Source organism: Polaromonas sp. (assembly GCF_031411155.1).
Taxonomy (GTDB): domain Bacteria; phylum Pseudomonadota; class Gammaproteobacteria; order Burkholderiales; family Burkholderiaceae_C; genus Polaromonas.
Genome location: NZ_JANOAL010000089.1, coordinates 1 through 26,287, shown reverse-complemented (window position 1 = coordinate 26,287; position 26,287 = coordinate 1). Strand labels below are relative to the sequence as shown.

General features: G+C 62.8%; 25 protein-coding genes. 17 read left to right on the top strand and 8 right to left on the bottom strand.

Going from position 1 to position 26,287, the window contains the following annotated elements; translation table 11 throughout:
- Positions 1 to 45: 45 nt before the first annotated feature.
- A complete protein-coding gene (gspG, locus tag RMO23_RS05545; protein WP_405041567.1) occupies positions 46 to 495 on the bottom strand; it encodes a type II secretion system major pseudopilin GspG in 450 nt (149 codons plus the stop codon).
- A 36-nt stretch (positions 496 to 531) separates the two neighbouring features.
- On the opposite strand from gspG, the gene RMO23_RS05540 reads away from it, so the two are divergent.
- The gene (locus tag RMO23_RS05540; protein ID WP_309679290.1) at positions 532 to 972 is read left to right on the top strand and encodes a type II secretion system protein N; all 441 of its coding nucleotides are present in this window, start codon (positions 532 to 534) and stop codon (positions 970 to 972) included.
- A 69-nt stretch (positions 973 to 1,041) separates the two neighbouring features.
- Positions 1,042 to 2,559 (top strand): NAD(P)/FAD-dependent oxidoreductase, encoded by a 1,518-nt coding sequence (locus RMO23_RS05535; protein ID WP_309679288.1) that lies wholly within the window; start codon positions 1,042 to 1,044, stop codon positions 2,557 to 2,559.
- Positions 2,560 to 2,569: 10 nt separating this feature from the next.
- On the opposite strand, the gene htpG is transcribed toward RMO23_RS05535, so the two are convergent.
- On the bottom strand, positions 2,570 to 4,450 hold the full coding sequence (gene htpG, locus RMO23_RS05530) for a molecular chaperone HtpG (RefSeq protein WP_309679286.1): 1,881 nt from the start codon (positions 4,448 to 4,450) through the stop codon (positions 2,570 to 2,572).
- A gap of 147 nt (positions 4,451 to 4,597) precedes the next feature.
- On the opposite strand from htpG, the gene RMO23_RS05525 reads away from it, so the two are divergent.
- The 4 genes from RMO23_RS05525 (at position 4,598) to RMO23_RS05510 (ending at position 8,987) form a co-directional block, all read left to right on the top strand.
- Positions 4,598 to 5,185: a spore coat protein U domain-containing protein gene (locus tag RMO23_RS05525; protein ID WP_309679284.1), complete on the top strand. Its 588-nt coding sequence runs from the start codon at positions 4,598 to 4,600 to the stop codon at positions 5,183 to 5,185.
- Between the two features lie 73 nt (positions 5,186 to 5,258).
- A complete protein-coding gene (locus tag RMO23_RS05520) occupies positions 5,259 to 5,714 on the top strand; it encodes a hypothetical protein (RefSeq protein WP_309679282.1) in 456 nt (151 codons plus the stop codon).
- Between the two features lie 43 nt (positions 5,715 to 5,757).
- Positions 5,758 to 6,516, top strand: a complete 759-nt coding sequence (locus tag RMO23_RS05515) for a fimbria/pilus periplasmic chaperone (protein ID WP_309679280.1) — start codon at positions 5,758 to 5,760, stop codon at positions 6,514 to 6,516.
- Positions 6,517 to 6,644: 128 nt separating this feature from the next.
- On the top strand, positions 6,645 to 8,987 hold the full coding sequence (locus RMO23_RS05510) for a fimbria/pilus outer membrane usher protein (RefSeq protein ID WP_309679278.1): 2,343 nt from the start codon (positions 6,645 to 6,647) through the stop codon (positions 8,985 to 8,987).
- Between the two features lie 54 nt (positions 8,988 to 9,041).
- Here the strand turns inward: RMO23_RS05510 and RMO23_RS05505 are convergent, their stop codons facing one another.
- The 5 genes from RMO23_RS05505 to RMO23_RS05485 all read right to left on the bottom strand — a co-directional run bounded on the left by RMO23_RS05505 (position 9,042) and on the right by RMO23_RS05485 (position 14,335).
- Positions 9,042 to 9,644 carry a hypothetical protein gene (locus tag RMO23_RS05505; RefSeq protein ID WP_309679275.1) on the bottom strand — a complete coding sequence of 201 codons (603 nt, stop codon included), beginning with the start codon at positions 9,642 to 9,644 and terminating at the stop codon, positions 9,042 to 9,044.
- A 162-nt stretch (positions 9,645 to 9,806) separates the two neighbouring features.
- Entirely contained in the window at positions 9,807 to 11,099 is a 1,293-nt protein-coding gene (locus tag RMO23_RS05500; RefSeq protein ID WP_309679274.1) for an alpha/beta hydrolase, read from the bottom strand.
- Positions 11,100 to 11,361: 262 nt separating this feature from the next.
- Positions 11,362 to 11,817 carry a response regulator gene (locus RMO23_RS05495; RefSeq protein ID WP_309679272.1) on the bottom strand — a complete coding sequence of 152 codons (456 nt, stop codon included), beginning with the start codon at positions 11,815 to 11,817 and terminating at the stop codon, positions 11,362 to 11,364.
- 188 nt (positions 11,818 to 12,005) lie between these two features.
- The gene (locus tag RMO23_RS05490; protein ID WP_309679270.1) at positions 12,006 to 12,854 is read right to left on the bottom strand and encodes a pseudouridine synthase; all 849 of its coding nucleotides are present in this window, start codon (positions 12,852 to 12,854) and stop codon (positions 12,006 to 12,008) included.
- A 128-nt stretch (positions 12,855 to 12,982) separates the two neighbouring features.
- Positions 12,983 to 14,335 carry a dicarboxylate/amino acid:cation symporter gene (locus RMO23_RS05485; RefSeq protein WP_309679268.1) on the bottom strand — a complete coding sequence of 451 codons (1,353 nt, stop codon included), beginning with the start codon at positions 14,333 to 14,335 and terminating at the stop codon, positions 12,983 to 12,985.
- Between the two features lie 214 nt (positions 14,336 to 14,549).
- On the opposite strand from RMO23_RS05485, the gene RMO23_RS05480 reads away from it, so the two are divergent.
- Positions 14,550 to 14,972: a CBS domain-containing protein gene (locus RMO23_RS05480; RefSeq protein WP_309679266.1), complete on the top strand. Its 423-nt coding sequence runs from the start codon at positions 14,550 to 14,552 to the stop codon at positions 14,970 to 14,972.
- 76 nt (positions 14,973 to 15,048) lie between these two features.
- On the opposite strand, the gene RMO23_RS05475 is transcribed toward RMO23_RS05480, so the two are convergent.
- Complete coding sequence (locus tag RMO23_RS05475; protein ID WP_309679264.1) at positions 15,049 to 15,774, bottom strand: Crp/Fnr family transcriptional regulator; 726 nt, start codon at positions 15,772 to 15,774, stop codon at positions 15,049 to 15,051.
- A 183-nt stretch (positions 15,775 to 15,957) separates the two neighbouring features.
- Between RMO23_RS05475 and RMO23_RS05470 the strand changes: the two genes are divergently transcribed.
- The 10 genes from RMO23_RS05470 to RMO23_RS05425 all read left to right on the top strand — a co-directional run.
- Positions 15,958 to 17,904 carry an AMP-binding protein gene (locus tag RMO23_RS05470; RefSeq protein ID WP_309679262.1) on the top strand — a complete coding sequence of 649 codons (1,947 nt, stop codon included), beginning with the start codon at positions 15,958 to 15,960 and terminating at the stop codon, positions 17,902 to 17,904.
- Positions 17,901 to 18,683, top strand: a complete 783-nt coding sequence (locus RMO23_RS05465; RefSeq protein WP_309679261.1) for an ABC transporter ATP-binding protein — start codon at positions 17,901 to 17,903, stop codon at positions 18,681 to 18,683. Before RMO23_RS05470 ends, RMO23_RS05465 begins: the two co-directional genes overlap by 4 nt.
- 2 nt (positions 18,684 to 18,685) lie before the next feature.
- Positions 18,686 to 19,615 (top strand): branched-chain amino acid ABC transporter permease, encoded by a 930-nt coding sequence (locus tag RMO23_RS05460; protein ID WP_309679259.1) that lies wholly within the window; start codon positions 18,686 to 18,688, stop codon positions 19,613 to 19,615.
- Complete coding sequence (locus RMO23_RS05455) at positions 19,612 to 19,746, top strand: hypothetical protein (protein WP_309679257.1); 135 nt, start codon at positions 19,612 to 19,614, stop codon at positions 19,744 to 19,746. Before RMO23_RS05460 ends, RMO23_RS05455 begins: the two co-directional genes overlap by 4 nt.
- A 10-nt stretch (positions 19,747 to 19,756) precedes the next feature.
- A complete protein-coding gene (locus tag RMO23_RS05450; protein ID WP_309679255.1) occupies positions 19,757 to 20,833 on the top strand; it encodes a branched-chain amino acid ABC transporter permease in 1,077 nt (358 codons plus the stop codon).
- Positions 20,834 to 20,921: 88 nt separating this feature from the next.
- Positions 20,922 to 22,256, top strand: coding sequence for an ABC transporter substrate-binding protein (locus tag RMO23_RS05445; protein WP_309679253.1), 1,335 nt, complete (start codon positions 20,922 to 20,924; stop codon positions 22,254 to 22,256).
- A gap of 119 nt (positions 22,257 to 22,375) precedes the next feature.
- The gene (locus RMO23_RS05440; protein WP_309679251.1) at positions 22,376 to 23,197 is read left to right on the top strand and encodes an ABC transporter ATP-binding protein; all 822 of its coding nucleotides are present in this window, start codon (positions 22,376 to 22,378) and stop codon (positions 23,195 to 23,197) included.
- A 168-nt stretch (positions 23,198 to 23,365) separates the two neighbouring features.
- Positions 23,366 to 24,625 carry an AMP-binding protein gene (locus tag RMO23_RS05435; RefSeq protein WP_309679249.1) on the top strand — a complete coding sequence of 420 codons (1,260 nt, stop codon included), beginning with the start codon at positions 23,366 to 23,368 and terminating at the stop codon, positions 24,623 to 24,625.
- Positions 24,626 to 24,725: 100 nt separating this feature from the next.
- Positions 24,726 to 25,712 carry a tripartite tricarboxylate transporter substrate-binding protein gene (locus RMO23_RS05430; RefSeq protein ID WP_309679247.1) on the top strand — a complete coding sequence of 329 codons (987 nt, stop codon included), beginning with the start codon at positions 24,726 to 24,728 and terminating at the stop codon, positions 25,710 to 25,712.
- 192 nt (positions 25,713 to 25,904) lie between these two features.
- The coding region (locus tag RMO23_RS05425; RefSeq protein ID WP_309679307.1) for a tripartite tricarboxylate transporter substrate-binding protein at positions 25,905 to 26,287 on the top strand (383 nt) is incomplete at its 3' end.

Genomic DNA, 26,287 nt, shown 5'->3' with positions numbered 1-26,287 from the left:
TCCGGGAGCACCAAGTTACACGACGTGAAAAGCGTGGGGGCCACATCACTGCCAGCTGCCAATATCCGCGTCCTTGCCCTCGCCCCCGGCCTGGCCGTCGGCGCCCAGCGACATCACATCGACCTCGCCTTTGACGCCGGGATTGAGGTACTGGTAGGGACGGCCCCAGGGGTCGTTGGGCAGCTTTTCCAGGTAAGGCTTCCAGTTGGCCGGAATCGGGCCGCTGGTGGGTTTGGCGATCAAGGCCTGCAGGCCCTGCTCGGCGGTGGGCAGGCGCTGGTTGTCCAGCTTGTAAAGCTTCAGGGCCTGCACCAGGTTGTTGACATCGGTACGCGCGGCCATCACGCGCGCGTCGTCGGCGCGGTCCAGCACATTGGGCACGATCAGCGCGGCCAGCACCCCAATGATGACCAGCACCACCATGAGCTCGATCAGGGTGAAGCCGGCTTGCCGGCTACGGCGGGCGAAAACTTTGAAAAAGGTCATGTCGGGCATCGGGTTGGGCAGTGTGGCTTCCATCATAATCTGCGCATGGCGACAGTTTCACAAAGCAGATGGGCCTTGCCGGTCATCACCCTGGCGGTGTGGACGCTGGCGGCGGGCAGCATGACCTACTGGGGCCTGAAACTGGTTTCTGGCGGCAACCTGGTTGCCGCCCCGCCTGCCCCCGCTGCAGCGCCTGCGGTTGACCCGTTGATCGTGGCGCGCGTGCTGGGCGCCAGGGCCCAGGCGGCGGCACCGCAAGCCAGCCTGGCCAGCCGCTTTGCGCTTCAGGGCGTAGTGGCGGGCTCGCCCGGTGGCGGGGCGGCACTGATTGCGGTGGACGGCAAGCCCGCCAGGCCTTTCCGGGTGGGCAGCAGCGTCGAAGAGGGCCTGATCCTGCAGTCGGCCACAGCGCGCCAGGCCACTTTGGCCGCCACGCGTGACGGCCCCGCGCTCGTCAGGCTGGAAATGCCGCAGCTCAATAAGTAGGGGCATGGGACACGGTGACCGACAACTGCGCGGCGCCACGGGTAGCACCGCACTTTCCGGAGACTGGCCATGACCCCCCTGTCCACCGAGCGTCCCCTGTCAGGCGCCGCAGCCGATGTTGAGGTTGCCATTGTCGGCAGCGGCTTTTCGGGCTTGTGCCTGGGCATCCGGCTCAAGCAGGCCGGCATCGACAATTTCGTGATTCTTGAAAAGGACCCGGTGTTCGGCGGCACCTGGCGCGTCAACACCTATCCCGGCGCAGCCTGCGATGTGCCCAGCCACCTCTATTCTTTTTCCTTCGCGCAAAACGCCAACTGGAGCCGCACTTTCCCGACCCAGCCGGAGCTGCTGGCCTACACCGAGCAACTGGTGGCTGACCACGGCCTGCTGCCGCACATCCGCCTGAACGCCGGCATGCTGGGCGCCGAGTTTGAAGAAAGCCAGGGCCTGTGGCGGGTACGCACCGGCCAGGGCGAATTCACGGCCAAGGTGCTGGTGTCGGCGACCGGGGCGCTGTCGCGACCGGCCCTTCCTGCGGTGAACGGGCTGGCGCAGTTTGAGGGCAAGCTGTTTCACTCGGCGCAATGGGACCACGGCTACGACCTCGCCGGCAGGCGGGTGGCGGTGATTGGCACCGGCGCCAGTGCGATCCAGTTCATCCCCGAGATTGTGAAAAAGGTGGCCCAGCTCGATGTCTACCAGCGCACCGCGCCCTGGATCCTGCCGCGGCCGGACCGGCCCGTCAGCGCTGCCGAGCGCTGGCTGCTGGGCAAGCTCAAGCCGCTGCAATGGCTGTACCGGGGCATCAACTACCTGCAGTATGAGATGCGCCTGATCGCCTTCGCCAAGGCGCCGTCGCTGATGAAACTGATCCAGCGCCAGGCGCTGCGTCACATCGCGGCGCAGATTCCGGACAACGCCGAACTGCGCCGCAAGCTGACCCCCGACTACACCATGGGCTGCAAGCGCATCCTGATCATGAACAGCTACTACCCGGCGCTGACCCGGCCCAACGTGGCGCTGTACACCGACGGCATTGCGCAGGTGCGAACCCACAGCATCCTGACGCGCGGCGGCGAGGAGCGCGCGGTGGATGCCATCATTCTGGGCACCGGCTTTGATGTGGAGCACAGCCTGGGCAGCATTGAGGTGCGTGGCCGCAATGGCCGCCTGCTCAGCCAGTCGGCAGAAGGCGGGCTTGAAGCCTACAAGGGCACGGCGCTGCCGGGTTTTCCCAACTTTTTCATGATCGCCGGGCCCAACACCGGCCTCGGTCACAACTCGATGATTTACATGATCGAGTCCAACGTCAACTACCTGATGGCGGCGATTCGCGCCATCCGCGAGCAGGGCCTGCACTCGGTGGAGGTCAGGCCCGAAGTGACGCGCGACTACAACCTGGGCATCCAGCAACGCCTGGCCGGCACGGTCTGGAATTCGGGCTGCAAGAGCTGGTACCTGGCCGCCAGCGGAAAAAACAACACGCTGTGGCCAGGCTTTACCTTTGAGTACCGGCGGATCACCCGCCGCTTCGACCCGCAGTCCTACCGGGTGCAGGGGCAGGCCCCGGCTGCCACCGCCGCCTGATGGGGCCGGATCAGATCAGCAGGGCGTTCACCCGCTTCACATAGGCCGCCGGATCGGCCGGCAGACCGCCCTCGGCCAGCAGGGCCTGGTCAAACAGGATGTGCGCCAGATCCTCAAAATGGTCGGAGCCATCGAGCTTTTTGACCAGCGGATGCTCGGCGTTGACCTCCAGCACCGGCTTGACTTCGGGCACGGCCTGCCCGGCCTGTTTCAGCATGCGCGCCAGTTGCGTGCTCATGCCATCGTCCTGCACCACCAGGCAGGCCGGGCTGTCGACCAGCCGGGTGGTGACCCGCACGTCTTCGGCCTTGTCCTTGAGCGCCTCCTTCAGCCGGGCCAGCAGCGGCTTGAAGGCTTCAGCGGCTTCCTGCGCTGCCTGCTTCTCGTCCTCGTCCTGCAGCTTGCCCAGGTCCACCGCCCCCTTGGCGACCGACTGCAGCGGGGTGCCGTCAAAGTCGTGCAGGTAATTCAGCGCCCACTCATCGACCCGGTCGGCCATCAGCAGCACTTCAATGCCTTTTTTGCGGAAGATTTCCAGTTGCGGGCTGCTCTTGGCCGCAGCCAGCGTGTCGGCCGTGATGTAGTAAATCGCGTCCTGGCCGTCCTTCATGCGGGCCTTGTAGTCGGCCAGGCTCACGCTGGTGGCGTCGGTGGTCGAACTGGCAAAGCGCAGCAGCTTGGCCAGACGCTCGCGGCTGGCAAAGTCCTCGCCCAGGCCTTCCTTGAGCACGGCGCCGAACTCGCGGTAAAAGGTTTTGAACTTTTCGGCGTCATGGGCGGCCAGGTCTTCAATCATGGACAGCACGCGGCGGGTATTGCCTTCGCGAATCGCTTTCACGGCGCGGCTTTCCTGCAGCAGCTCGCGCGACACATTGAGCGGAAGGTCGGAAGAGTCCACCACACCTTTGACAAACCGCAAATAAGTGGGCAACAACGCCTGTGCATCATCCATGATGAAAACGCGCTTGACGTAGAGCTTCACGCCCGCCGCCTTGTCGCGGTTGAACAGGTCCATCGGCGCCTTGCCAGGGATGAACAGCAGCTGGGTGTATTCGGTGGCACCCTCCACGCGGTTGTGCGTGGTCGCCAGCGGCGCCTCGCTGTCGTAGCTGATCTGCTTGTAAAACTCGTCGTAGTGCTCTTGCGAGATGTCTTTTTTCGGCCGGGTCCACAGGGCTGCGGCCTGGTTGACGGTTTCCCAGTCGCCGGTAACCACCATCTCGCCGGGCTGGTCGTTCTCGCCTTCCTTCCACTCTTCCTTGGGCATCAGGATCGGCAGCGAGATGTGGTCGGAGTATTTGTTGATGATGCCCTTGAGCTTCCAGGCGTTCAGGTAGTCAAGCGCGTCGTCCTTCAGGTGCAGGATGATGGCGGTGCCGCGTTCGGCACGCTCGATGTCGCTGACCTCGAACTCGCCGGTGCCGGAGCTGACCCAGCGCACGCCCTGGGCCGCCGGCAAACCGGCGCGGCGGCTTTCCACGGTGATCTTGTCGGCGACGATAAAGCCCGAATAAAAGCCGACACCGAACTGGCCAATCAGCTGCGCATCGTTTTTCTGGTCGCCCGACAGTTTGGCCATGAAGTCGCGCGTGCCGCTCTTGGCAATCGTGCCGAGGTGCTCAATCGCCTCCTGCTGCGACATGCCGATGCCGTTGTCGGCAATGGTCAGGGTTCGGGCCGCCTTGTCAAAGCTCACCCGCACCTTCAGATCGGCGTCGTTTTCGTACCGGGCTGCATCGTTCAGCGCCTCAAAGCGCAGCTTGTCGCAGGCATCCGAGGCGTTGGAGATCAGCTCACGCAGGAAAATTTCAGGGTTGGAGTAGAGCGAGTGGGTGACCAGCATGAGCAACTGTGCAACTTCGGCTTGAAAGGAGAGGGTTTGTTTTTGCATGCGTCAGCTTTTAACTTGTATCTTGATTGTTACGTTTGGCCGGTTGAGCGTCCTAAAACGGCGGCGGTTTTATGGCCCACACAGGCCATCACCTCACTATCAACAGTTCGTATCTGGGGGAAAAGTCAATAATTTCAACGGACTTGCGTGAACAATTACCAGTTCTGGGCCTCTTCACGACTTGTAGTCCTTGGATTCATCGAAAGGTTTGGTTACAGTCCACTCAACTCCTTTGCTTCATCAACTTTCTTTTGTTACCCAGGATATTTTATGAAACATCTCTCAGCATCTCTGAAGGCCATCGTCATTGCCACGCTGACTTGTGCCGCAGGCCTCGCCGCCGCAGCCGACAGCCAGACCCTTGCGGTCACCGCCAATGTAAGCGGACTCTGCAAATTCTCCACCACCAGCACGCCGCTGGCCTTCGGCACTGTGGATCCGTCACTGACCGCCGACAAGGTCGTGCCGGTGAACGTGAATTACAAGTGCACCAAAAATACCTCATCGCTTGGCGTGACCGCCGCGGGTGGCACGACCCGCACCATGGCCGGCCCAACCCTTGCCGACACCATGGGCTACACCCTGGCCTTCAGCGGCGGCACCCAGGCCGGTAAAGGCTTTGGTCCAGGGCAAGACCTTATTCTCGTCGTCACCGGCACTATCACCGCAGCGCAGTACCAGAACGCAGCCGCCGGTGCCTACAGCGAAAACGTGACACTGAATATCACCCCCTGAATTTGGCCGAACGCTGCGCCCGATGTGAAGCCCGGCCATCAAGTTGAATGATGGCGACGCTGCAAACAGCACCTTGAACTACCCCGTGAAGAAATTTCGACTTCTTTTGAACGGCATCGTGGCTAGCCTTGCCCTGTGGGGGGCGGCCCTGCCTGTTTACGCGGTGGGCAACAACTGTTCCTTTCGCACAAAGGGTTTGATCATGAGCTTCGGCAACTTGAATCCGAGCAGCGGCAGCGACGTGCTGGTGGCGGTCCTGGGTGCAAGCACGGCCGGGGACTGCGCCAACGGTCAGACCATGATGATTTCTGGCGACAACGGGCTCAATTTCAACGGCAACCGGAACCTGAGGAGCGGGACTGGCAACCTGATTGCCTACAGCCTGGTGGGTCTGCCACAAAGCAGTGGCGCTCCCGGCAATGGCAACTATGTGCCGTTCACCTTCAATGGCTCGATTTTATGGAGCGACTACGCAAACGCTCCTGCGGGAATTTACGCGGATACCGTTATTATCTCGGTCAGCCCATAGACCCCTCCGTCGCCGCCTGGCATGCGGTCACTCCCATTGACTCATGACAAAATCCTTCAGAATCGACGCCCTTGTGGCCCTGTGCTGGGCGCTGTTCGCCTCTGGCCCGGTCCTGGCAGGCGAGTTCTCGGTTAACCCGATACGGCTCGAATTGGGTGCCAGTGTGAGAAGCAGCGTCATCGGCGTGAAGAATGAGGACAAACAAAAACTCAGCTTTCAACTCCAGGCGATGGAGTGGACGCAGGACGCAGCCGGCAAAGATCAGTATGCCGAGACGCAAGACCTGGTGTTTTTCCCGAAAATCCTGTCGATAGAGCCTGGCGAAGAGGGATTGATTCGTGTCGGCGCCAAGACCGCGGTTGTGGCTGCGGAAAAAACCTACCGGCTTTTCATAGAGGAGTTGCCGGGCACCACCAGGGCCCCGCAAGGAAGCGGCGCCCAGATCAATGTGCTGATCCGCTTCGGCGCCCCGATCTTTGTGACGCCACCCAAGCCCCGGGATAGCCTGGACATCGAAAGCTTTATTCTGACCAAGGGGGTTGTCACGATTGCCGCCAGGAACACCGGCAACCGGCACCAACTGGTGCAGGGCATCAACCTGAAGGGCACTGACAGCGCTGGCAACGAGGTCTACGCACTGACGCTTGCCGATCGCTACCTGCTGGCCGGCAGCGCAAGGTCGTACACCACGCCCATCAGCGCGGCGCAGTGCGCAAAAGTAAGTTCGCTGGCGCTTGAATTCCAGACCGACAAGCTCAGCGCGACCCGAAAGCTGGACGTCACCCGCACGATGTGCCCCTGATCGTGCGCGCGTCCAGGTGTTGGTGGCTGAACCGGCCATTCAGTCTGCAACTGCATCCCGTCCCGGTTGTTGGCGCCTTGCTGTGCTGCCTCGGCGCCGCCCCCACGCAGTCCTGGCCCGCCGAGCCGGTGAGCAGTACCGCAACGGCCAGCAAGGCCGAGTCCGTCGTTCTTCGTGTGACCGTCAATACCGAAGACAAAGGCGACTTTTTTGTCGGCATGACCCCCGACTTCGACTACTGGATCAAGACGCAAGACCTGAAGGCCATGGGTTTTAAAGAGCCCGCAGGGACCACGGTACTGCTGGACGGCGAATCCCACATCTCCCTCAAATCCATGCAGGGCGTGACTTTTATGTTTGACGGCAAGAAGTTGACGCTCAACATCAGCGCCGATCCCGGGCTTTTTCCCGGCCAGGCGTTGAAGCTCAAGCGGGAGGATCGTCTCAGGGTTGCCATTCCCCGCGACAACAGCGCCTTTTTCAATTACGCACTGAGCTCGGCCCAGAACAGCCTGGCCGGCGGCAACCAATTGGGCTTTGCCGGCGAGTTCGGCTGGCGGCTGGGCGACTATTTGCTGCTGAGTAACGGCAGCACGACACAGAACCTCAGCGGCCCGCGTAAATTTGTCCGGCTCATGACGAGCGTGACGCACGATGACCGGGAGAATCTGCAACGAACCGTGATCGGTGATTTTTTTACCCCGTCCCGGGAGTTCAGCAACGGGGTCAACCTGGGTGGCATCAGCATCTCCAAGCTGTACGGGCTTAACCCTTATTTCACCCGCTTTCCGACGCAAAGCATCAACGGCAGCGTGGCCACGCCGAGCGATATCGAGGTCTATCTCGACGGCCAGAGAATTCGCAGTGAAAAGATCAAGCCCGGTGAGTTTGAACTGCGCGACCTTATTGCCTATGGCGGGGCGCGCAATGTACAGGTAGTGCTGCGCGACGCCTTCGGACGCGTACAGGAATTCAGCTATTCCTTTTATTTCAGCGACCAACCGCTGCAACAGGGTCTGCAGGAATACAGCTACAACCTGGGGGCCCTGCGGCGTGACTTCGGCCTGGAAAGCAACCATTACGGCCCGGCCGCGTTTTCAGCGTTTCACCGCTACGGCCTGAGTGACGCCGTGACACTCGGACTGCGGGCCGAGGGTACAAAAAACTTTTATAGCGCAGGGCCCACGGCCTCGGTGGTGCTCGGCAGCGCGGGCATACTGAACGCGGCGCTGGCGGCCAGTTCCATCGCCGGACACAAAGGCGCAGCCGGCCTGGCAAGCTACAACTACCAGGCGCGGATGTGGAGCCTGGGGATGTCGCTCAGGCGGGACTGGGGCGATTACGCGTCGCTGGGCGACCCGCCGACCCTCAGCAACCGGGTCTATGAAGCCAGCCTGGTTGGCAGCTATTACCTGCAGCGCTATGGCTCGATTTCCCTCAGCCATTCCGTGCTGAGCACGCGCCCGGCACAGCCGGCAACGACCTCATCCCCCACGCAGCAATTCAACACATCGCCACTCGGAAACCGCCGCGTCACGTCATTGAGCTACATCGTCCCGCTGGTGTCGGGCAGGGCCTCACTGCAGGCCAGCCTGAGCCACATCGACGACGGCCAGTCCCGCAACGAAGCGTTTCTGGGCCTGATTTATTTTCTGGACAAGGACTACTCGGCTGCGGCCAATTTCCGCGGTGACAAAACCAACCCCACGGAGTTGCTGCAACTCACCAAGAATCAGCCCATCGGCGAAGGCCTGGGCTATGTCCTTTCGGCCGATCACGCTGGCAATGTCGGCGGCGGCAGTACCCAGCTCAATTCCAGGCTGCAGTACAACGCGCCGGCCGCCATCTTGCAGGGCGAATTTGGCCGGCGTCAGGACTCTGTCCAAACCAGCAGCAACTACCGGGTGTCCGTGGCAGGTGGGGTGGCCTATGTCGGCGACCAGTTCGCCGTGGGCCGCCCCGTGACCGAAAGTTTCGGGATTGTGAAGGTGGGCGAGCTTGCCGGTGTGGCGGTAGCCGTCAATGGCCAGCCGATAGGCAAGACCAACGCACGCGGTCAGGTTTTCGTTCCCACGCTGACACCTTATTTTGACAATGACGTGTCGATCGCGCCGGAGAGCGTACCGATTGAGTATTCCATCCCGGCCACGGTCAAAAAAGTGTCGCCGTCCCTGCGAAGCGGGGCCGTGATCGACTTTGGCGTGACGAAAATCCAGGCCTTCACCGGAAAACTGAAGTTCCGGCATGACGGGGCCATGAAGGCGCTTGAGTTTCAGGCGCTTGAATTCACCGCCGAAGGCAAGCCGCAGACCCTGCAAACCGGGCGTGGGGGCGAGTTTTACGTCGAGAACCTCAAGCCCGGAACTTTCGCGGTCACGGTTCGGCTTGAAGGCAAGCCCTGCCGGTTTGACCTGACCATTCCCAAGTCGGACGACACCTTTGTGGATCTGGGTGAATTTGTCTGCCAGTAACGTCCTGAACCCTGATCCCTGATCCCAATTCGCCAGCAGGTCACTGGCCGACGCTCACAGCGGCGCGACAGAAAGACGCAGGGGCCAGGCATAAACCCCCTGTCGGGCGGAATCTGAAAGTACAAAGCGAAACCCGAGATCAAGCAGGGTCTTGCTCATGCCGCGACCTGCGGCGCGCTGGCTCACCCCGCCGCCCGACGCCCCCAGTTGCACATCCGGGCCCAAGCCCTTCACCAGCGTGTGGCGCAGAAACTCGCCCTGGCTTTCAAACGTCAGCAGGTAACCGTTCGGGGTATTGCTCTGAACCGCCACTTGCGCAGGGTTGGGAACATCCACATAGCCGCGGGCAATGTCTGCCGCCGTGACATGCACCGACGCCGGTTGAACCAATACCTGCAGGCTGGCATGCTTGAGTACCGTGGCCGAAACCAGCAGCTGACCCTCGCTGGAACCGGCGATTGAGATCAACGGCGTAGCCAGCAAGCTCACGGCGAGAACGCTGGCAAGCGTTTGACGTATAGCGGAAAAAACCGTTTCGCGCAGGTTCTTCAGGACGGGGATAGCCACCGGAAAACTGCCGCACCGGCCCATGACGCCATCGGCACCTGAATGATGCGGCGCATTGATAAAACTGAAGTCGATATTTAAGGCATTCATGGCTCAAACTCCTAAATTCATCAATTTGTCTAAATTATAGTTAATTTGACAAAATTGAAGCAACTATTAGTTTGATTGTTTGCCGTTTATTCAGATTTTTTTACCTTGTGGAATTCAAGCGGCGATTTCGCCGTCATGCAGCCAGCAAACCGCTCAATGCGTTCAGGGTTGAGCCCGCCCGCGCAGCCACTGCACCAGCTGCCGGCCGACCTCGGGCCGTTTCAGCAGGGCCATGTGGTTCACGCCGGTGGCAATCCATTGATGATCCGGGGCAAATGCCAGCGTGCGCCCGGCTTGCTCATGCTGGCCGAGCGCGCTGGGCAAGGGCACCAGGCCGTCGCCCAGCAGTTGCTGGCTCAAGGCTTCACGCGCCGTGGCCCGCGCCCCGCTGGCTGCGGCCAGGGTCGTGCCCGCCAGCGCAAAACACGCCACGCCGGCTGGCAGCGGCAGCGCCTGCCGGACGTCCGGCGCGCGCTCGAAACGGTCCGCGCCTTGCCAGTCGGCGTCCAGCAGATTGCCGTGGCGCAGGTCGGTGATGCCGGCGCTGCGGATCTGGCCGATGCTGGCAAAGGGCCGGGTCACGACGTTGCTGACCAGCAGGGTGTCGAGCCAGTTGCCCAGCCCTTCCAGCGGCGCGCCATGGTACGGCGTGCCGAGGAACACGAGGTTTTTCAGGCCTTTTCGCCAAAGGTGGCCGGCCTGTTCGCCGTGGTGGCAGGCGCTGCGCGAGACCAGCCCGCCCATGCTGTGCGCCAGCAGGCTCAGCTCTTCGATCGGTTGCGGCCAGGCCTGCCAGAGCTGCTCCAGCAGCGCGGCAAACTGCTGGCCGTTGCTGGAGGTGTGCAGCCCGCTGTTGTAGTGCAGGTAGACCGGGGTGTAGCCCAGCTCGCGCGCCAGCAGGTCGCCGTGGTTCAGGTCTGCGCCGCCGCTGCCCCACTGCCCATCGTTCATGCACAGGCCGTGCACCAGCACCAGCAGCTTGGCCGAAGCAGCGGGCAGCCGCGCGGCCAGCGCCTGCTTGTCGAGCGGCAAGGGCTCGCCCCCCTGGCGCAAGCACATGCTGATGGCGAGCGGGTTGCCAGTGGCCAGCAGATGGTCGCCGAGCACGCCGTTGAGCGCGGACAGCATGGCTTCGCGTTCGGGCGACGACGCCTGCCGGCCCGCCCGCGGCGCGGCGGCGGCCAGCAGCGCGTTGACGCTGCCGCCCGCGAGCCGCGTCACGCCCCGGACCCCGGCATAGGCCAGGCCGGTGATGCCGGTTTTTTTGACGCCGCTACTGCCCGGCGCGGAATCCAGAAATTTGGCGCCGAGCGGGCCAAATAGCGCCGCCACGGCCTTGTAGACATTGCCCTGCACCGTCTCGGCCAGCCCGGCCACGCCCAGCGTGCCCTGCGTGGCCAGCTGCGCCAGCCCCTGCAGGTCTGACGGCCGCAGCCAGGTCGGAACTTGGGCCAAGGCGTTTTTTAGCCTGCCGCCGGGGCCGGTGGGCGTAGCGGGCGTGGAGGGCGTGGGGGGAGTTGAACTTGGACGCATGGCCCGATTGTGGGGGTTGGGGGGTTCAAGCCCGCCCGGCCAGACCGGCGGCCCCGGCAGAGCCACCGATTGCTATTCATTTAATAGCTGTCAGCGCACGCAGTATTTGGGCTGGCGGGGTATTTGATGCTTGAAATCCGAAAAACTGCCCGTCCCGGTTGCGGTTTCGGGCCGGGTGGTCGGTTCAGTGGCGCGTCGCGGGCGCGTCACGCAGGATGGCTTGCTGCCGGGCGGCCTGCTGGGCCTTTTGCACCTCGTCTGTTTTGTGGTTGACCGTCTGCTCGATGCAGTAGGCAAACAACTCGTCGAGCTGGCTGGACTTGTCGAACACCGCGTCGGCGCCCAACTCGGCCGAGCGGCGCCGGATTTCAGGGGTGGCGTAGTTGGTCAGCACCACCACCTTCTGGTAGGCCTCCCGGTTGCGGCAGCCGGCCAGCACCCCCAGGCCACTGCCCTCCTTCAAAAACAGGTCGACGATGGCCAGGTGCCACTCGCCGTCATGCAGGGTCAGCCAGCGGCTGGCTTCGGCCTGGGTGGCGCCGAAGCTGGTGACCTTCACATCACAGATCTCCTGCAGCGATTCGATCAGGTTTTCGAGGACGGTCTCGTTGTCTTCCGCCAGGTAGGTAATGAGTGCCATAGATTGTGTTGTGTTGGGTTGATGACGTTTGCCGGTTGGCGCTGCCATGCTGCGGGGATTCATCACCCCGTTTACCCCAGTCTAGGACCCGGCAGAAAAGAAAATGCCATCCGTTGCGGCGCATTGCCGTAGGACAGGGCAGCGCACACAGCAACGGGCTCGGGCGCCTGGGCCCGGTTTATGTGACGCTAAAACTGCTCGTGCGGCGCCAGGTAGCGCCACTGGCCGACCGGCAGGTGGCCCAGGTTGACGCGGCCTATGCGCACGCGCTTGAGGCCGGTCACAAACAGCCCGACCTGCTCGCACATGCGGCGAATCTGGCGTTTCTTGCCTTCTTTCAGCACGAAGCGCAGTTGCTCGGGGTTTTGCCAGCTGACCTGGGCCGGCCGCAGCGCCTGGCCGTCCAGGCTCAGGCCGTGGCACAGCAGGGCCAGCTTTTCAGGCGGGAACACCGCCTGCACGTTGACCGTCTCCGCCGCGTAACTCACCCGCACCAGGTATTCTTTTTCAATGTCGGAGTCCTCGCCAATCAGCTGGCGCGCCACGCGGCCGTCCTGCGTCAGCACCAGCAGGCCGATCGAGTCGATGTCAAGCCGCCCGGCCGGCGCCAGCCCGCGCAGCTGCTCAAAGCCCCAGCGCATGCGGCTGTTGCATTCGCTCCAGCGGTTTTGCGGCTGCACCAGCGCCACGGCGGGCTCGTGGCCGTCTTCGGCCTGACCGCTGACGTAGCCGACCGGCTTGTTGATCAGGATGGTGACCTGCTGGCGCTGCTGCTGCTCGGCTTCGCGCGCCACCTCGATGCGCGCATCCACCGCCACCGGCTGGCCGATCACGGCGGGCGCGCCGTTGACGCGGACCCAGCCGCGGGCAATCCAGTCGTCGGCCTCGCGGCGCGAGCACAGGCCGAGCTCGGCCATGCGTTTGTTCAGCCGCACCGTGGGCACGGGCGCGCCGGGCGCGGGCGCGACGGGTTTGGCAATGCGCACTGCCGCGCCTGTGGCCGGCGTAGCATTTTTGGGTTTCAGGGGGTCTTGCATTTGCTATCTATTTTATAGCTTGCCATGCCCGTTAATCGTGGGCTAGAGGCCTATTCGGCCGAAAAACAAGGCAAATCGGGGGGTTCAGTCAGCCGCCAGCGGCAGGCTGGGGCAGTTTACCGCCCGCGTCAGTGCTCGGCCACCGCCATGCGCCCGGTCCTGGCGTTGATGAGTTCCTCGGGCTCCTGCGCCTCGACCCAGGTTTCGTTGTTCAGGCCGGCCTGCAGGCGGTCCATGTCGAGTTCGTTGGTCCACTTCGCGACCACCAGGGTGGCGACCCCGTTGCCGATCAGGTTGGTCAGGGCACGGGCCTCCGACATGAAGCGGTCTATGCCCAAAATCAGCGCCAGCCCCGCCACCGGCACCGTCCCGACCGCCGACAAGGTGGCCGCCAGCACGATGAAGCCGCTGCCGGTGATGCCGGCCGCGCCCTTGGAGGTCAGCAGCAGCACCCCGAGCAGGGTCAGCTCCTGCGTCAGCGTCATCGGCGTGTTGGTGGCCTGCGCGATGAAGACGGCGGCCATCGTCAGGTAAATCGAGGTGCCGTCGAGGTTGAAGGAGTAGCCGGTCGGGATCACCAGGCCGACGCAGGTCTTTTTGGCGCCCAGGTTCTCCATTTTTTCCATCATGCGCGGCAGCACCGACTCGGACGACGAGGTGCCGAGCACGATCAGCAGTTCTTCCTTGATGTACTTGATGAACTTCCAGATCGAAAAGCCGTGAAAGCGCGCGATCAGCCCAAGCACGACAAAGATGAACAGCAGGCAGGTCAGGTAGAACACCGCCATCAGCTTGCCGAGCGAGAACAGCGTGGCCACGCCGTACTTGCCAATGGTGAAGGCCATCGCGCCAAACGCGCCCAGGGGCGCCAGCTTCATGATGTAGCCAATGATGGTGAACAGCACATGCGAGCCCTTCTCGATCACGTCGAACACCAGCGTGCCGCGCCCGCCGAAGCGGTGCAAGGCAAAGCCGAACAGCACGGCGATCAGCAGGACCTGGAGAATCTCGCCCTTGGCGAACGCATCGACCAGCGTGCTCGGAATGATGTTGGTCAGGAAGTCGACCGTTCCGGTCATCTTGCCCGGGCCGGTGTAGGCCGCGATGGCCTTGGTGTCCAGCGTCGCCGGATCGATGTTCATGCCCGCGCCTGGCTTGAGCAGATTGACCAGCAGCAGCCCGACCACCAGCGCGATGGAACTGACGATTTCGAAGTACAGCAGCGCCAGCCCGCCGGTTTTGCCCACCTTCTTCATGTCCTCCATGCCGGCGATGCCAATCACCACGGTGCAGAAGATGATGGGCGCGATCATCATCTTGATCAGCTTGATGAAGGCGTCGCCCAGCGGCTTCATCGCCTCGCCGAGCGAGGGGTAAAAGTGGCCGAGCAGCACGCCGATGATCACGGCGGTGATGACCTGCACATAGAGCGACCGGTACAGCGCAGGCTTGGCCGTCAGGGTGGTGGTTGCTGTGGACATGAGGCTTCTCCTTGGGAAGGCATCGCGCCCGCCCGCCGGTCGGCGGTGTGCGCGCAGCGGTGTCACTATAGCGCCGTTTGGCCGCGTGAGACAGCACCGCCAGCAAGAGGTGGCGGCTTCCTACAGATCGGCGGTCTCACCAGGCGGAAGATCAGGCCCTCTTGCAGCGCAGCCGCTCGTGCGCCGCGTTTTGTTTTTTACCAAGGAGATGGCTATGCATAAGATCAGAGATGTGATGAGCCGGGATGTGAAGGTGATCAGCCCGGACGAAACGATCCGGGAAGCGGCGCAACAAATGCGCGACGGCAACTTTGGAATGATGCCGGTCGGAGAAAATGACCGCATGATAGGGGCGATATCGGACCGCGACATTGCGATCCGCGTCGTTGCCGACGGCACGGATCCGGGCAGCAGCAGGGTGCGCGACGTCATGTCCGAAGGCATCGTCTGGGCCTACGAGGATGACTCCGTGGACGATGCGGCCAAGCTCATGAGCAAGCACCAGATCCGGCGCCTGCCGATTGTGGATGCCGACAAGCGGCTCGTGGGCATCGTGGCTCTCGGCGATTTCGCCGTTCAGCGCGCCGATATCGAAGCCGCCGGTGAAGCGCTTTCTGAAATTTCGAAACCCGCCTGATTCAGGCCGGATGCCGCCCTCGGAAAAGCGGCATACGCTATTAATTCAATAGCTATACATGCTTATAAATATTGGGCTACCGGTCTTTTTGATAGGCAAACACGGTGAAGCGCAGCGCCGCCAGATCGAGCACGCGCAGGCCGCCGTACTCGACCCGGATGATGCCCTGCGCCTGTAGCGCGGTCAGCGCCTCGTTGACGCGCTGGCGGGACAGGCCGACCAGGTAGGCCAGCTCCTGCTGCGTGATGCGCAGGATTTCCCCGACGCCGGGATACAGCACCGGGTTGAAGAGGGCCGCCAGGCTGCGTGCCACCCGGATATCGGGATTGTTCATGCGGTCAATCTCGCGCGCGGCAATGAACTGGCCCAGCCGCTCATTGAGCTGGTTCATCACAAAGCGGTTAAAGCCGATGGAGTGGTCCAGCAGGCCGTGAAAGGTGTCCACCGGCAGGCCCGCCACCACGCTTTTGCGCAGCGCCTGGATGTTGTAGCGGTAGGGCTCGCGCTTGAGCGCCGTGCCTTCGCCAAACCAGCCACCGGGCGGCACGCCGGTGAAGGTCATGGTCAGGCCCTGGGCGTTGTCGCTGCTCATCTTGAGCAGGCCCGCCACCACGCCAAACCAGTAGGTCACCGGCTTGCCGACCCGGCACACATAGTCGCCCGGCTCGGCATCGCCGACCTGCAGTTCGGCCACCGCATGGGCGCGCTCGTCGGGCCGCAGCAGCCGCAGCCAGGGAATGCCCTGCAGCTCGTCGGCGGTGGGCTTTCGGCGGCGCTGGTGAAGTGTCAGGTCGGTGGCCATGGATCAAATGCGGGAAGCCCTGTTCGATAAAAGCGGCCATACGCGGGCACACCCGATTAGGACTTACCCGCGAATTGTCGTCGCAATGACAACATGACGTCAAACGCAGCCCTAGTATTCATCCATACCAGCCGTTCCTACAAAAAAGAACGGCTGCACGACCACTGGAGACAAGGAAGCAGAATGCAGACCACGTTCCCGCGATTACTGCTGAAACATGCCGCCGAGCGCCCGGGCGATGCTGCCATGCGCGAGAAGGAATACGGCATCTGGCAGGCCCACAGCTGGGCCAGCATGGCCACGCTGGTGCAACACATTGCCTGCGGCCTGCACCAGGCCGGCCTGCAGCGCGGCGAACACATGGTGGTGATTGGCGCCAACCGGCCGCGCCTGTACGCCTGCATGCTGGCGGTGCAGTCGCTGGGCGCGGTGCCGATTCCGCTGTACCAGGATGCCGTGGGCGCCGAATGCGTGTTTCCCATCAACAACGCCGATGTGCGGTTCGCCCTGGTGGAAGACCAGGAGCAGGTGGACAAGCTGCTGGAGATCAGGGATCGCTGCCCGCAGCTGTCGCACATTGTTTTTGACGACCCGCGCGGCCTGCGCAATTACAGCGAACCGGGCCTGGGCCCGCTCGATGCCCTGATTGAAGCCGGCAAGGCGCTGACAGCCAGCCAGCCCGGCTTTTTCCAGGGCGAAATCGACAAAACCAGCCCCGACGACGTCGCCGCGATGTTTTTCACCTCCGGCACCACGGGCAACCCAAAAGGCGTGGTGCACACCCACAACACCCTGCTCGACCGGGCCCAGGCCGGCGCCGAGTTCGACAAGCTGAGCGCCCGCGATGAAGTGCTGGCCTACCTGCCGCCGGCCTGGATTGGCCAGAACATCTTCAGCTACGCCCAGTGGCTGTGCTGCGGCTATGTGGTCAACTGCCCCGAGAGCGCCAGCACGGTGACGATTGACCTCAAGGAAATCGGCCCGACCTACTACTTTGCGCCGCCGCGCGTGTTTGAAGGCCTGCTGACCAGCGTGATGATCCGCATGGAAGACGCGGGCGCGCTCAAGCGCAAGATGTTTCACGCATTCATGGATGTGGCCAGGAAAACCGGCCCGGCCCTGATGAACGGCGAGCCGGTGGGCCTGCTGAGCAAACTGGCCTATGCCGTGGGCAACCTGATGGTGTATGGGCCGCTGCGCAACAACCTGGGTTTTTCGCGGGTGCGCGTGGCCTACACCGCCGGCGAAGCCATCGGACCGGACCTGTTCACCTTCTACCGCTCCATCGGCATCAACCTCAAGCAGCTCTACGGCTCGACCGAAACCGCCGTGTTTGTCTGCCTGCAGCCCGACGACCAGGCGCGTGCCGACACCGTGGGCGTGCCCTGCCGCGGAGTGGAAATCAGGGTCGCCGACAACGGCGAAATTCTCGTCAAGTCCGCCGGCCTGCTCAAGGAATACTACAAAAACCCGGCCGCCACCGCCGAGGTGCTGACCGCCGACGGCTGGTACCACACCAGCGATGCCGGCTTTCTCGACGCGCACGGCCACCTCAAGATCATCGACCGGGTGAAAGACGTGGGCCGCATCAAGGGCGGCGACAACGACGGCGCCATGTTTGCTCCCAAGTATGTGGAAAACAAGCTCAAGTTCTTCCCCTACATCAAGGAAGTCGTGGCCTATGGCGACGGCCGCGCGAAGGTCTGCGTCTTCATCAACATCGATTTTGACGCGGTAGGCAACTGGGCCGAGCGGCGCAACCTGGCCTATGCCGGCTACACCGACCTGGCGCAAAAGCCCGAGGTCTATCAGCTGATCAAGGAATGCGTCGAAAAGGTCAACGCCGACCTCAGCGTGGACGCCTTGCTGGCGGGCTCGCAGGTCAGCCGCTTTCTGGTGCTGCACAAGGAACTCGACGCCGACGATGGCGAACTGACGCGGACCAACAAGGTGCGGCGCGGCTTCATCGCCGACAAATACCTGCCGCTGATTGACGCCCTGTACGGCGGCAAAACCGAGCAGTTCATCGAGACCGTCGTGAAGTTTGAAGACGGCCGCAGCGGTAGCGTCAGCGCCACCCTCAAAATCAGCGACAGCCAGACTTTTGCCCCCGTGAAGGCCGCAGCATGATCAAGAAGATTGGCGACGTCATCCTCGACGTGCAAAACATTTCCCTGTCTTTTGGCGGCGTCAAGGCCCTGCAGGACATTTCCTTCAACGTCAAGGAACACGAGATTCGCGCCATCATTGGCCCCAACGGTGCCGGCAAAAGCTCCATGCTCAACTGCATCAACGGCGTTTACTCGCCGCAGCAGGGCTCCATCACCTTTCGTGGCCAGGCCTTCAAGCACATGAACAGCCACCAGGTGGCGGTGATGGGCGTGGCCCGCACCTTCCAGAACCTGGCGCTGTTCAAGGGCATGAGCGTGCTCGACAACATCATGTCGGGCCGCAACCTGAAGATCAAAAGCAATCTGTTGCTGCAGGCGCTGCGCATTGGCCCGGCCGAAAAAGAAGAGTTCAGGCACCGCGAGGCGGTCGAGAAAATCATCGACTTTCTGGAAATCCAGGCCTTCCGCAAGACGCCGGTGGGCCAGCTGCCCTACGGCCTGCAAAAACGCGTCGATCTGGGCCGGGCCCTGGCGATGGAGCCGCAGGTGCTGCTGCTCGATGAGCCCATGGCCGGCATGAACGTCGAGGAAAAGCAGGACATGTGCCGCTTCGTGCTCGACGTGAATGACGAGTTCGGCACCACCGTCGTGCTGATCGAGCACGACATGGGCGTGGTGATGGACATTTCAGACCGCGTCGTGGTGCTGGACTACGGCAAAAAAATCGGCGACGGCACCCCCGACGAGGTGCGCAACAACCCCGACGTCATCAGCGCCTACCTTGGAACGGAACACTGACCATGGCTTTCTTTCTTGAGACTTTGCTCGGCGGCCTGATGGCCGGCATGCTGTATTCACTGGTGGCGCTGGGCTTTGTGCTGATTTACAAGGCCTCTGGCGTGTTCAACTTTGCGCAAGGCGCAATGGTGCTGTTTGCGGCACTGGCCATGGCCAGGTTCTCCGAATGGATTCCGCGCTGGACCGGCATCGACAATCTGGTGCTGGCGAACCTGGCGGCCTTCGTGATTGCCGGCATCATCATGTTTGCGGTGGCCTGGCTGATTGAGCGGCTGGTGCTGCGCCACCTCGTCAACCAGGAAGGCGCCACCTTGCTGATGGCCACGCTGGGGATTGCCTACTTCCTGGAAGGCCTGGGTCAGACCCTGTTTGGCAGCAACATCTACAAGATCGACATCGGCATGCCGAAGGAGCCGATTTTTGCGCTGGACACTGTTTTCCCCGGCGGCATCCTGCTCAACAAGGAAGACCTGATTGCCGCCGCCATCGCCGCCGCGCTGGTGGCGCTGCTGAGCCTCTTCTTCCAGAAAACCGCGACTGGCCGGGCCCTGCGCGCGGTGGCCGACGACCACCAGGCGGCGCAGTCGATCGGCATTCCACTGAACCGCATCTGGGTCATCGTCTGGTGCGTGGCCGGTGTGGTGGCGCTGGTGGCCGGCATGATCTGGGGCAGCAAGCTGGGCGTGCAGTTCTCGCTCACCACCATTGCGCTGCGCGCCTTGCCGGTGGTGATTCTGGGCGGCCTGACCTCGGTGCCTGGCGCCATTATTGGCGGGCTGATTATTGGCGTCGGCGAAAAACTGTCCGAGGTCTACCTCGGCCCGTTTGTCGGCGGCGGTATCGAAATCTGGTTTGCCTATGTGCTGGCGCTGGGATTTTTGCTGTTTCGGCCGCAAGGCCTGTTCGGCGAAAAAATCATCGATCGTGTATGAAATACGAGATCAACACGCTTGCGGGTTTTTCGCCGGATACGGCGAAGGCTGATTTTTCAGAGAAGACTAATCTTTGCGGCAGCAAAGTTAAGCGAAGCGTGTCGCAGCTAAAAGTCATCGACCGCGTCTAAAGAGAAAAAAATGATCTACAGAGAAAACGGCCAATTCAAGACCAGCTACCGGGCAGACCAGCAGATCTTCCCGATTGCGCAGGACCGGCTGGTGGTGGCCCTGTTTCTGCTATTCGCCTTCATCGCCGTGCCGATGCTGGCCAGCGACTACCTGTTTCGCGCCATCCTGATCCCGTTTCTGATCATTTCGCTGGCGGCCCTGGGCGTCAACATTCTGGTCGGTTACTGCGGGCAGATTTCGCTGGGCTCGGGCGCCTTCATGGCGGTGGGCGCCTACGGGGCCTACAACTTTTTTGTGCGCATTCCGGGCCTGCCGCTGATTCCGGCGCTGATTCTGGGCGGCTTGTGCGCCACCTTTTTTGGCATTCTGTTCGGCCTGCCGAGTTTGCGGGTCAAAGGTTTGTACCTGGCGGTGGCCACGCTGGCCGCGCAGTTCTTCAGCGACTGGATGTTCCTGCGCATCAAGTGGTTCACGCTCGATTCGCCTTCGGGTTCGGTCTCGGTTTCCAACCTGCAGGTGTTCGGCTTCCCGATCGAGACGGCGCACAGCAAATACTGGCTCTGCCTGTCGATTCTGGTGGTGATCGCCTTTCTGGCCAAAAACCTGGTGCGCGGCGCGATTGGCCGCGAGTGGATGGCGATCCGCGACATGGACGTGGCCGCAGCCGTCATCGGCATCCGGCCCATGTACGCCAAGCTCAGCGCCTTTGCCGTCAGCTCCTTCATCGTTGGCATGTCGGGCGCGCTGTGGGGCTTTGTCTACCTGGGCGCCTGGGAGCCCGCCGCCTTCTCGGTGGATCAATCCTTTCGGCTGCTGTTCATGGTGATCATTGGCGGCATGGGCTCCATCTTGGGCGGCTTTCTGGGCGCGGCCTTCATCACGGTGCTGCCGATTGCGCTGAGCCAGTTTTTGCCGGTCATCGCAGGCTGGTTCGGCATCGAGATTTCGACCGCGGGCGTTTCGCACGCCGAGTTGATGATTTTTGGCGGCCTGATTGTCTGGTTCCTGATCGTGGAGCCGCATGGTCTGGCCAAGCTCTGGGCTATTGGCAAACAGAAGTTGCGGCTGTGGCCCTTTCCTCACTAAGCCCCATAAGAAACAGGGGTTGCGCGCAATGACCTGTTCGGTTCCGGTTTTTCATGTGCTTTGCTTTTAACTTTTTCAGGAGACAACAATGAAAGTTCGTCAAATCATGCTGGCCGTTGCGGCCGTGGCCCTGGCCGCATCGTCGCTGGCAAGCAGCAGCGCCTTTGCCCAGGCCAAGGAGCAGTTCATTCCGGTGCTGTCTTACCGCACCGGCCCCTACGCGCCCAACGGCACGCCCTGGGCCAACGGCTATGTCGACTACCTCAAGCTGGTCAATGCGCGCGGCGGCCTTAACGGCGTCAAGCTCAGCTTCGAAGAGTGCGAAACCGGCTACGACACGGCGCGCAGCGTGGAATGCTATGAACGCCTGAAGGGCAAGAACGGCGGCGCATCGTTTGTGCAGCCCCTGTCGACCGGCGCCACCTTCGCCATCACCGAAAAAGCGCCGGCCGACAAGATTTCCGTCGTCACTGTGGGCTATGGCCGCAGCGAGAGCGCCGATGGCTCGGTCTTCAAATGGAACTTCCCGATCGCCGGCACCTACTGGGTGGCCGCCGACGCCATCCTGCAGTCGATTGGCAAAAAGGAAGGCGGCCTGGACAAGCTCAAGGGCAAGAAGATCGCGCTGGTCTACCACGACAGTCCCTATGGCAAGGAGCCGATCGCGCTGCTGCAGGAACGCAGCAAGCAGCTTGGCTTTGAGCTGCAGCTGCTGCCAGTGACGGCGCCCGGCGTCGAGCAAAAAGCCACCTGGCTGCAGATTCGCCAGGCCAAACCTGACTACACCCTGCTGTGGGGCTGGGGCGTGATGAACTCCACCGCCATCAAGGAAGCGCAGGCCACCGGCTACCCGCGCGAGAAAATGTATGGCGTGTGGTGGGCCGGTGCCGAGCCTGACGTGAAAGACGTGGCCGATGGCGCCAAGGGCTACAACGCCGTGACCATGCAGCACGGCGCCGAACCGCAATCGAAACTGGTCAAGGACGTGCTGACCATGGTGCACGACAAGGGCCAGGGCACGGGGCCGAAGGACGAAGTCGGCCAGGTGCTGTACATGCGCGGCGCCATGAGCGCGATGCTGGGCGTGGAAGGCATCCGCTCGGCGCAAGACCGCTTTGGCAAGGGCAAGGTCATGAGCGGCGAGCAGGTTCGCTGGGGCCTGGAGAACCTGAACCTGACGCAGGCCAAGCTGGACGCCCTGGGTTTTGCCGGCGTGATGCGTCCCATCAGCACCTCCTGCTCCGACCACATGGGTTCGGCCTGGGCGCGCATTCACACCTGGGACGGCAAGGCCTGGAAGTTCAGCTCCGACTGGCTGCAGGCCGATGAGCAGATCATCAAGCCGCTGGTCAAGTCCACCGCCGCCCGCTACGCCAGCGAGAAAAAACTGACCGCCCGCACCCCTGCGGACTGCCAGTCCTGAAAGTAGCCCCCTGCCTTGCGCCCGCCGCAAGGCAGGGTTTGGCGGCTCTGCCTCAAGAGCCGCCAACTGAAAGGGCAACCGTGCTGCCTTTTCAGTTGGTTTAAATGGATACATCCCCTATGAGCGACTCAAACATCGTCCCAAGCATCGTCCTGAATGTCAACGGCATTGAGGTCATCTACAACCACGTGATTCTGGTGCTCAAGGGCGTTTCGCTCCAGGTGCCCCAGGGCAAGATTGTGGCCATTCTGGGCGGCAATGGCGCCGGCAAGACCACGACTTTGCGCGCCATCTCCAACCTGCTCAAGGGCGAGCGCGGCGAGGTGACCAAGGGCTCCATCGAGCTGCGTGGCGAACGCATTGAAAACCTGTCGCCGGCCGACCTGGTGCAGCGCGGCGTGGTGCAGGTCATGGAAGGCCGGCACTGCTTTGCCCACCTGACGATTGAGGAAAACCTGCTGACTGGCGCCTACACGCGCAAGAGTAAAGGCGAAGTGGCGGCCAATCTGGAGAAGGTTTACAACTACTTTCCGCGCCTGAAAACCCGGCGCGCCTCGCAGGCCGCCTACACCTCGGGCGGCGAGCAGCAGATGTGCGCGATTGGCCGCGCGCTGATGGCCAGCCCCAGCATGGTCTTGCTGGACGAGCCCAGCATGGGCCTGGCGCCGCAGATTGTGGAAGAGGTGTTCAACATCGTGCAGGACCTGAACCAAAAGGAAAAAGTCACCTTCCTGATCGCCGAGCAAAACACCAACATGGCGCTGAAGTACGCCGACTACGGCTACATCATGGAGAGCGGCCGGGTAGTGATGGACGGCGCCGCCCGCGACCTGGCCAACAACGAGGACGTGAAGGAGTTTTACCTCGGTGTGGGCGGCGGCGAGCGCAAGAGCTTCAAGGACGTGAAAAGCTACAAGCGCCGCAAGCGCTGGCTGGCTTAGGCCCCCACGCTCCGCCGCGGCGCGGGTCGCTGCCCCCCGAGGGGGCGCTGCGCCTGCGGCCCGGCGAAGCCGGTTCCACGGCCCCTGCTGGCTTCAAATTCATCGCCACATGCGCCACCACTGCAATCTGATCGCACCGAGATATCGACAAGATTTGGAAGATCTCAAATGACCACACATTACGACGCACTGGAAGTGCAAAGCCCTTCGCAACGCGAAGCCGCCCTCATGGCTGCGCTGCCGCAGCAGATTGCGCTTGCGCAGTCGCACGCACCGGCTTTCGCCGCCATCCTGCAGGGAGTGGAGGGCTCGGCCATCAACTCGCGCGCTGCCCTGGCCAGCCTGCCGGTCACCCGCAAGCACGAGTTGCTGGCGCGCCAGCAGGCCCAGCGCCAGACCGGCGATGGCAAGGACCCGTTTGGCGGCTTCAGCGCGCTGGCGTACGGCGCCTACATGCCACACGTGTTTGCCAGCCCCGGCCCGATTTACGAGCCCGAAGGCACGCGCAAGGACTACTGGCGCCTGGCGCGGGCGCTGCATGCCGCGGGCTTTCGCCCCGGCGAACTGATCCACAACTGCTTTAGCTACCACTTCGTGCCGGCCGGCTCGATGATGGAGAGCGGCGCCCATGCGCTGGGCTGCAGCGTGTTTCCGGGCGGCACCGGGCAAACCGAGCAGCAGGTACAGGCCATGGCCGAATTGAAACCGGCCGGCTATATCGGCACCCCCAGTTTTCTGAAAATCATTGTCGACAAGGCCGCCGAGATGGGCGTGGCCCTGCCCACGGTCACCAAGGCGCTGGTGTCGGCAGAGGCTTTTCCGCCCAGCCTGCGCGACTGGCTGGCCGAACGCGGCATTGCCGGCTACCAGTGCTATGCCTCGGCGGATCTGGGCCTGATTGCCTACGAAACCGAAGCACGGGAAGGGCTGGTGCTCGATGAAGGTGTGATCGTGGAAATCGTGCGCCCCGGCACCGGCGACCCGGTGGCCGAGGGCGAGGTCGGCGAACTGGTGGTGACCACGCTGAACCCCGACTACCCGCTGATCCGTTTTGGCACGGGGGACCTGTCGGCGCTGCTGCCGGGCCATTGCCCGACCGGGCGCACCAACGCCCGCATCAAGGGCTGGATGGGCCGGGCCGATCAGACCGCCAAGGTTCGCGGCATGTTTGTGCACCCGGGCCAGGTCGCCGAGATTGCCAGGCGCTTCCCCGAGGTGCTCAAGGCCAGGCTGGTGGTCAGCGGCGAGATGGCCAATGACAGCATGCGCTTTCAGGTCGAGACGGCAGCGCCGCACGCCGGTCTGGAGCAGCGCATTGGCGAGGCGATCCGCGATGTCACCAAGCTGCGCGGCAGCGTGGAGCTGCTGCAACCCGGCAGCCTGCCCAACGACGGCAAGGTGATCGAGGACGCACGCAGCTACAAGTAAGGCCCGCGCCCGCCGCAAAGGGGATTGCCCTTACGTAGTTCCCGCGTTGTGACCGGGGTATGCCGCCCGTACACTGTGCACCATCTTTAAGGAGCCTCCCATGAAACGCCTGCTAGTCCTGGCCGCCGCAGCCACGGCCATTTTTGCCAACGCCCAGACCTTCCCCGGCTCCAAACCAATCTCGTTCGTGGTGCCGTTCGCGGCCGGCGGCCCGACCGACCGGGTGGCGCGCGACCTGGCCGAAGCCATGCGCAAATCCATGGGCGGTGGCGCCAATTTCGTGGTGGAAAACGTCAACGGTGCCGGTGGCACGATTGGCGCGGCCAAGGTCGCCAAGGCAGCGCCCGATGGCCACACCCTGCTGCTGCACCACATCGGCATGGCGGCCGCGCCTGCCCTGTACCGCAAGCTGCCCTACAAGCCGCTGGAAGACTTCGAGTTCCTCGGCATGATCAACGAAGTGCCGATGACCATTATTGGCAAGCCCCAGCTGGCCGCCAACAACTACCGCGATTTTGAAAACTACATCCGGACCAACGCCGGCAAGCTCAATATTGCCCATGCCGGCCTGGGTTCCGCCTCGCACCTGTGCGGCCTGATGTGGCAGGCGGCGATCAAGGCCAGCGATGCCATGACGACCATTCCTTTCAGCGGAACGGCGCCGGCCATGAATGCACTGGTGGGTGGCCAGGTCGACATCATGTGTGACCAGACCACCAACACCACGGGGCAGATTGAAGCCGGCCGCGTCAAGGCCTTTGCCGTGACGACGGCCAAGCCGCTGTCCGGCAACAAGCTGCTCAAGGACTACCCGACCTTGCAGGAAATGGGCCTGAAGGGCTTTGACCTGACGATCTGGCACGGCCTGTACGCGCCCAAGGGCACACCGCCCGCCGTGCTGGCCCAGCTCAACACCGCCCTCAAACTGGCGCTGAAAGACCCCGACTTCATCAAGAAGCAGGAAGGCCTGGGCGCCGTGGTGGTGACCGACAAGCGGGTGGACCCCGTCGCGCACAAGGCCTTCGTGAGCGCCGAGATCAACAAGCTCAAGCCCGTGATCGAGGCCGCCGGCAAGTTTGCCGACTGAGCCACGCCGGATTCAGGCCAAGCCGCCCGGCCCTGCGCCCGGCGGCTTTTTTCAGGCCCGGATTTACCCTCTTGAGCCGGCCGCCGCCGCGGGCTATCTTGCCCAGGTAGCCAGGCCCGCCTGCCAAAACCCCCACCGGAGACCGTCTTGACCCACTTTTTTAAGCGAAATAGTGCTCTGGCCCAGGTACTTATTGCACTTTCAGCTATATTTTTAATAGCAAATTTAGCCTTGGCGCAGAGCCCCTGGCCGACCAAGCCGGTCAAGATCGTGGTGCCTTTCGCCCCCGGCGGCACCACCGACATTCTGGCCCGGGCCATGGCGCCCGAACTGGCCAAGGCCTTCGGCCAGCCCTTTGTGGTCGAGAACCGCGCCGGCGCCGGCGGCAATATTGGCGCCGACGTGGTGGCCAAGGCGCCCGCCGACGGCTACACGCTGCTGATGGGCACCGTCGGCACGCATGGCATCAACAAGTCGCTTTACAGCAAGATGAGCTTCGACCCGCAAAAGGACTTTGCCCCCATCACCCTGGTCGCCGGCGTGCCCAACGTCATGGTCGTCAATGCCGAGAAGGC

Bases quoted from the DNA above. Each gene is read 5' to 3' on its own strand.
- RMO23_RS05515 (WP_309679280.1), top strand. From the start codon at position 5,758: ATGACAAAATCCTTCAGAATCGACGCCCTTGTGGCCCTGTGCTGGGCG.
- RMO23_RS05465 (WP_309679261.1), top strand. From the start codon at position 17,901: ATGATCAAGAAGATTGGCGACGTCATCCTCGACGTGCAAAACATTTCC.
- gspG (WP_405041567.1), bottom strand. From the start codon at position 495: ATGCCCGACATGACCTTTTTCAAAGTTTTCGCCCGCCGTAGCCGGCAA.
- RMO23_RS05440 (WP_309679251.1), top strand. From the start codon at position 22,376: ATGAGCGACTCAAACATCGTCCCAAGCATCGTCCTGAATGTCAACGGC.
- RMO23_RS05470 (WP_309679262.1), top strand. From the start codon at position 15,958: ATGCAGACCACGTTCCCGCGATTACTGCTGAAACATGCCGCCGAGCGC.
- RMO23_RS05435 (WP_309679249.1), top strand. From the start codon at position 23,366: ATGACCACACATTACGACGCACTGGAAGTGCAAAGCCCTTCGCAACGC.
- RMO23_RS05450 (WP_309679255.1), top strand. From the start codon at position 19,757: ATGATCTACAGAGAAAACGGCCAATTCAAGACCAGCTACCGGGCAGAC.
- RMO23_RS05540 (WP_309679290.1), top strand. From the start codon at position 532: ATGGCGACAGTTTCACAAAGCAGATGGGCCTTGCCGGTCATCACCCTG.
- RMO23_RS05455 (WP_309679257.1), top strand. From the start codon at position 19,612: ATGAAATACGAGATCAACACGCTTGCGGGTTTTTCGCCGGATACGGCG.
- RMO23_RS05485 (WP_309679268.1), bottom strand. From the start codon at position 14,335: ATGTCCACAGCAACCACCACCCTGACGGCCAAGCCTGCGCTGTACCGG.
- RMO23_RS05480 (WP_309679266.1), top strand. From the start codon at position 14,550: ATGCATAAGATCAGAGATGTGATGAGCCGGGATGTGAAGGTGATCAGC.
- RMO23_RS05460 (WP_309679259.1), top strand. From the start codon at position 18,686: ATGGCTTTCTTTCTTGAGACTTTGCTCGGCGGCCTGATGGCCGGCATG.
- RMO23_RS05445 (WP_309679253.1), top strand. From the start codon at position 20,922: ATGAAAGTTCGTCAAATCATGCTGGCCGTTGCGGCCGTGGCCCTGGCC.
- RMO23_RS05505 (WP_309679275.1), bottom strand. From the start codon at position 9,644: ATGAATGCCTTAAATATCGACTTCAGTTTTATCAATGCGCCGCATCAT.
- RMO23_RS05535 (WP_309679288.1), top strand. From the start codon at position 1,042: ATGACCCCCCTGTCCACCGAGCGTCCCCTGTCAGGCGCCGCAGCCGAT.
- RMO23_RS05475 (WP_309679264.1), bottom strand. From the start codon at position 15,774: ATGGCCACCGACCTGACACTTCACCAGCGCCGCCGAAAGCCCACCGCC.
- RMO23_RS05490 (WP_309679270.1), bottom strand. From the start codon at position 12,854: ATGCAAGACCCCCTGAAACCCAAAAATGCTACGCCGGCCACAGGCGCG.
- htpG (WP_309679286.1), bottom strand. From the start codon at position 4,450: ATGCAAAAACAAACCCTCTCCTTTCAAGCCGAAGTTGCACAGTTGCTC.
- RMO23_RS05495 (WP_309679272.1), bottom strand. From the start codon at position 11,817: ATGGCACTCATTACCTACCTGGCGGAAGACAACGAGACCGTCCTCGAA.
- RMO23_RS05430 (WP_309679247.1), top strand. From the start codon at position 24,726: ATGAAACGCCTGCTAGTCCTGGCCGCCGCAGCCACGGCCATTTTTGCC.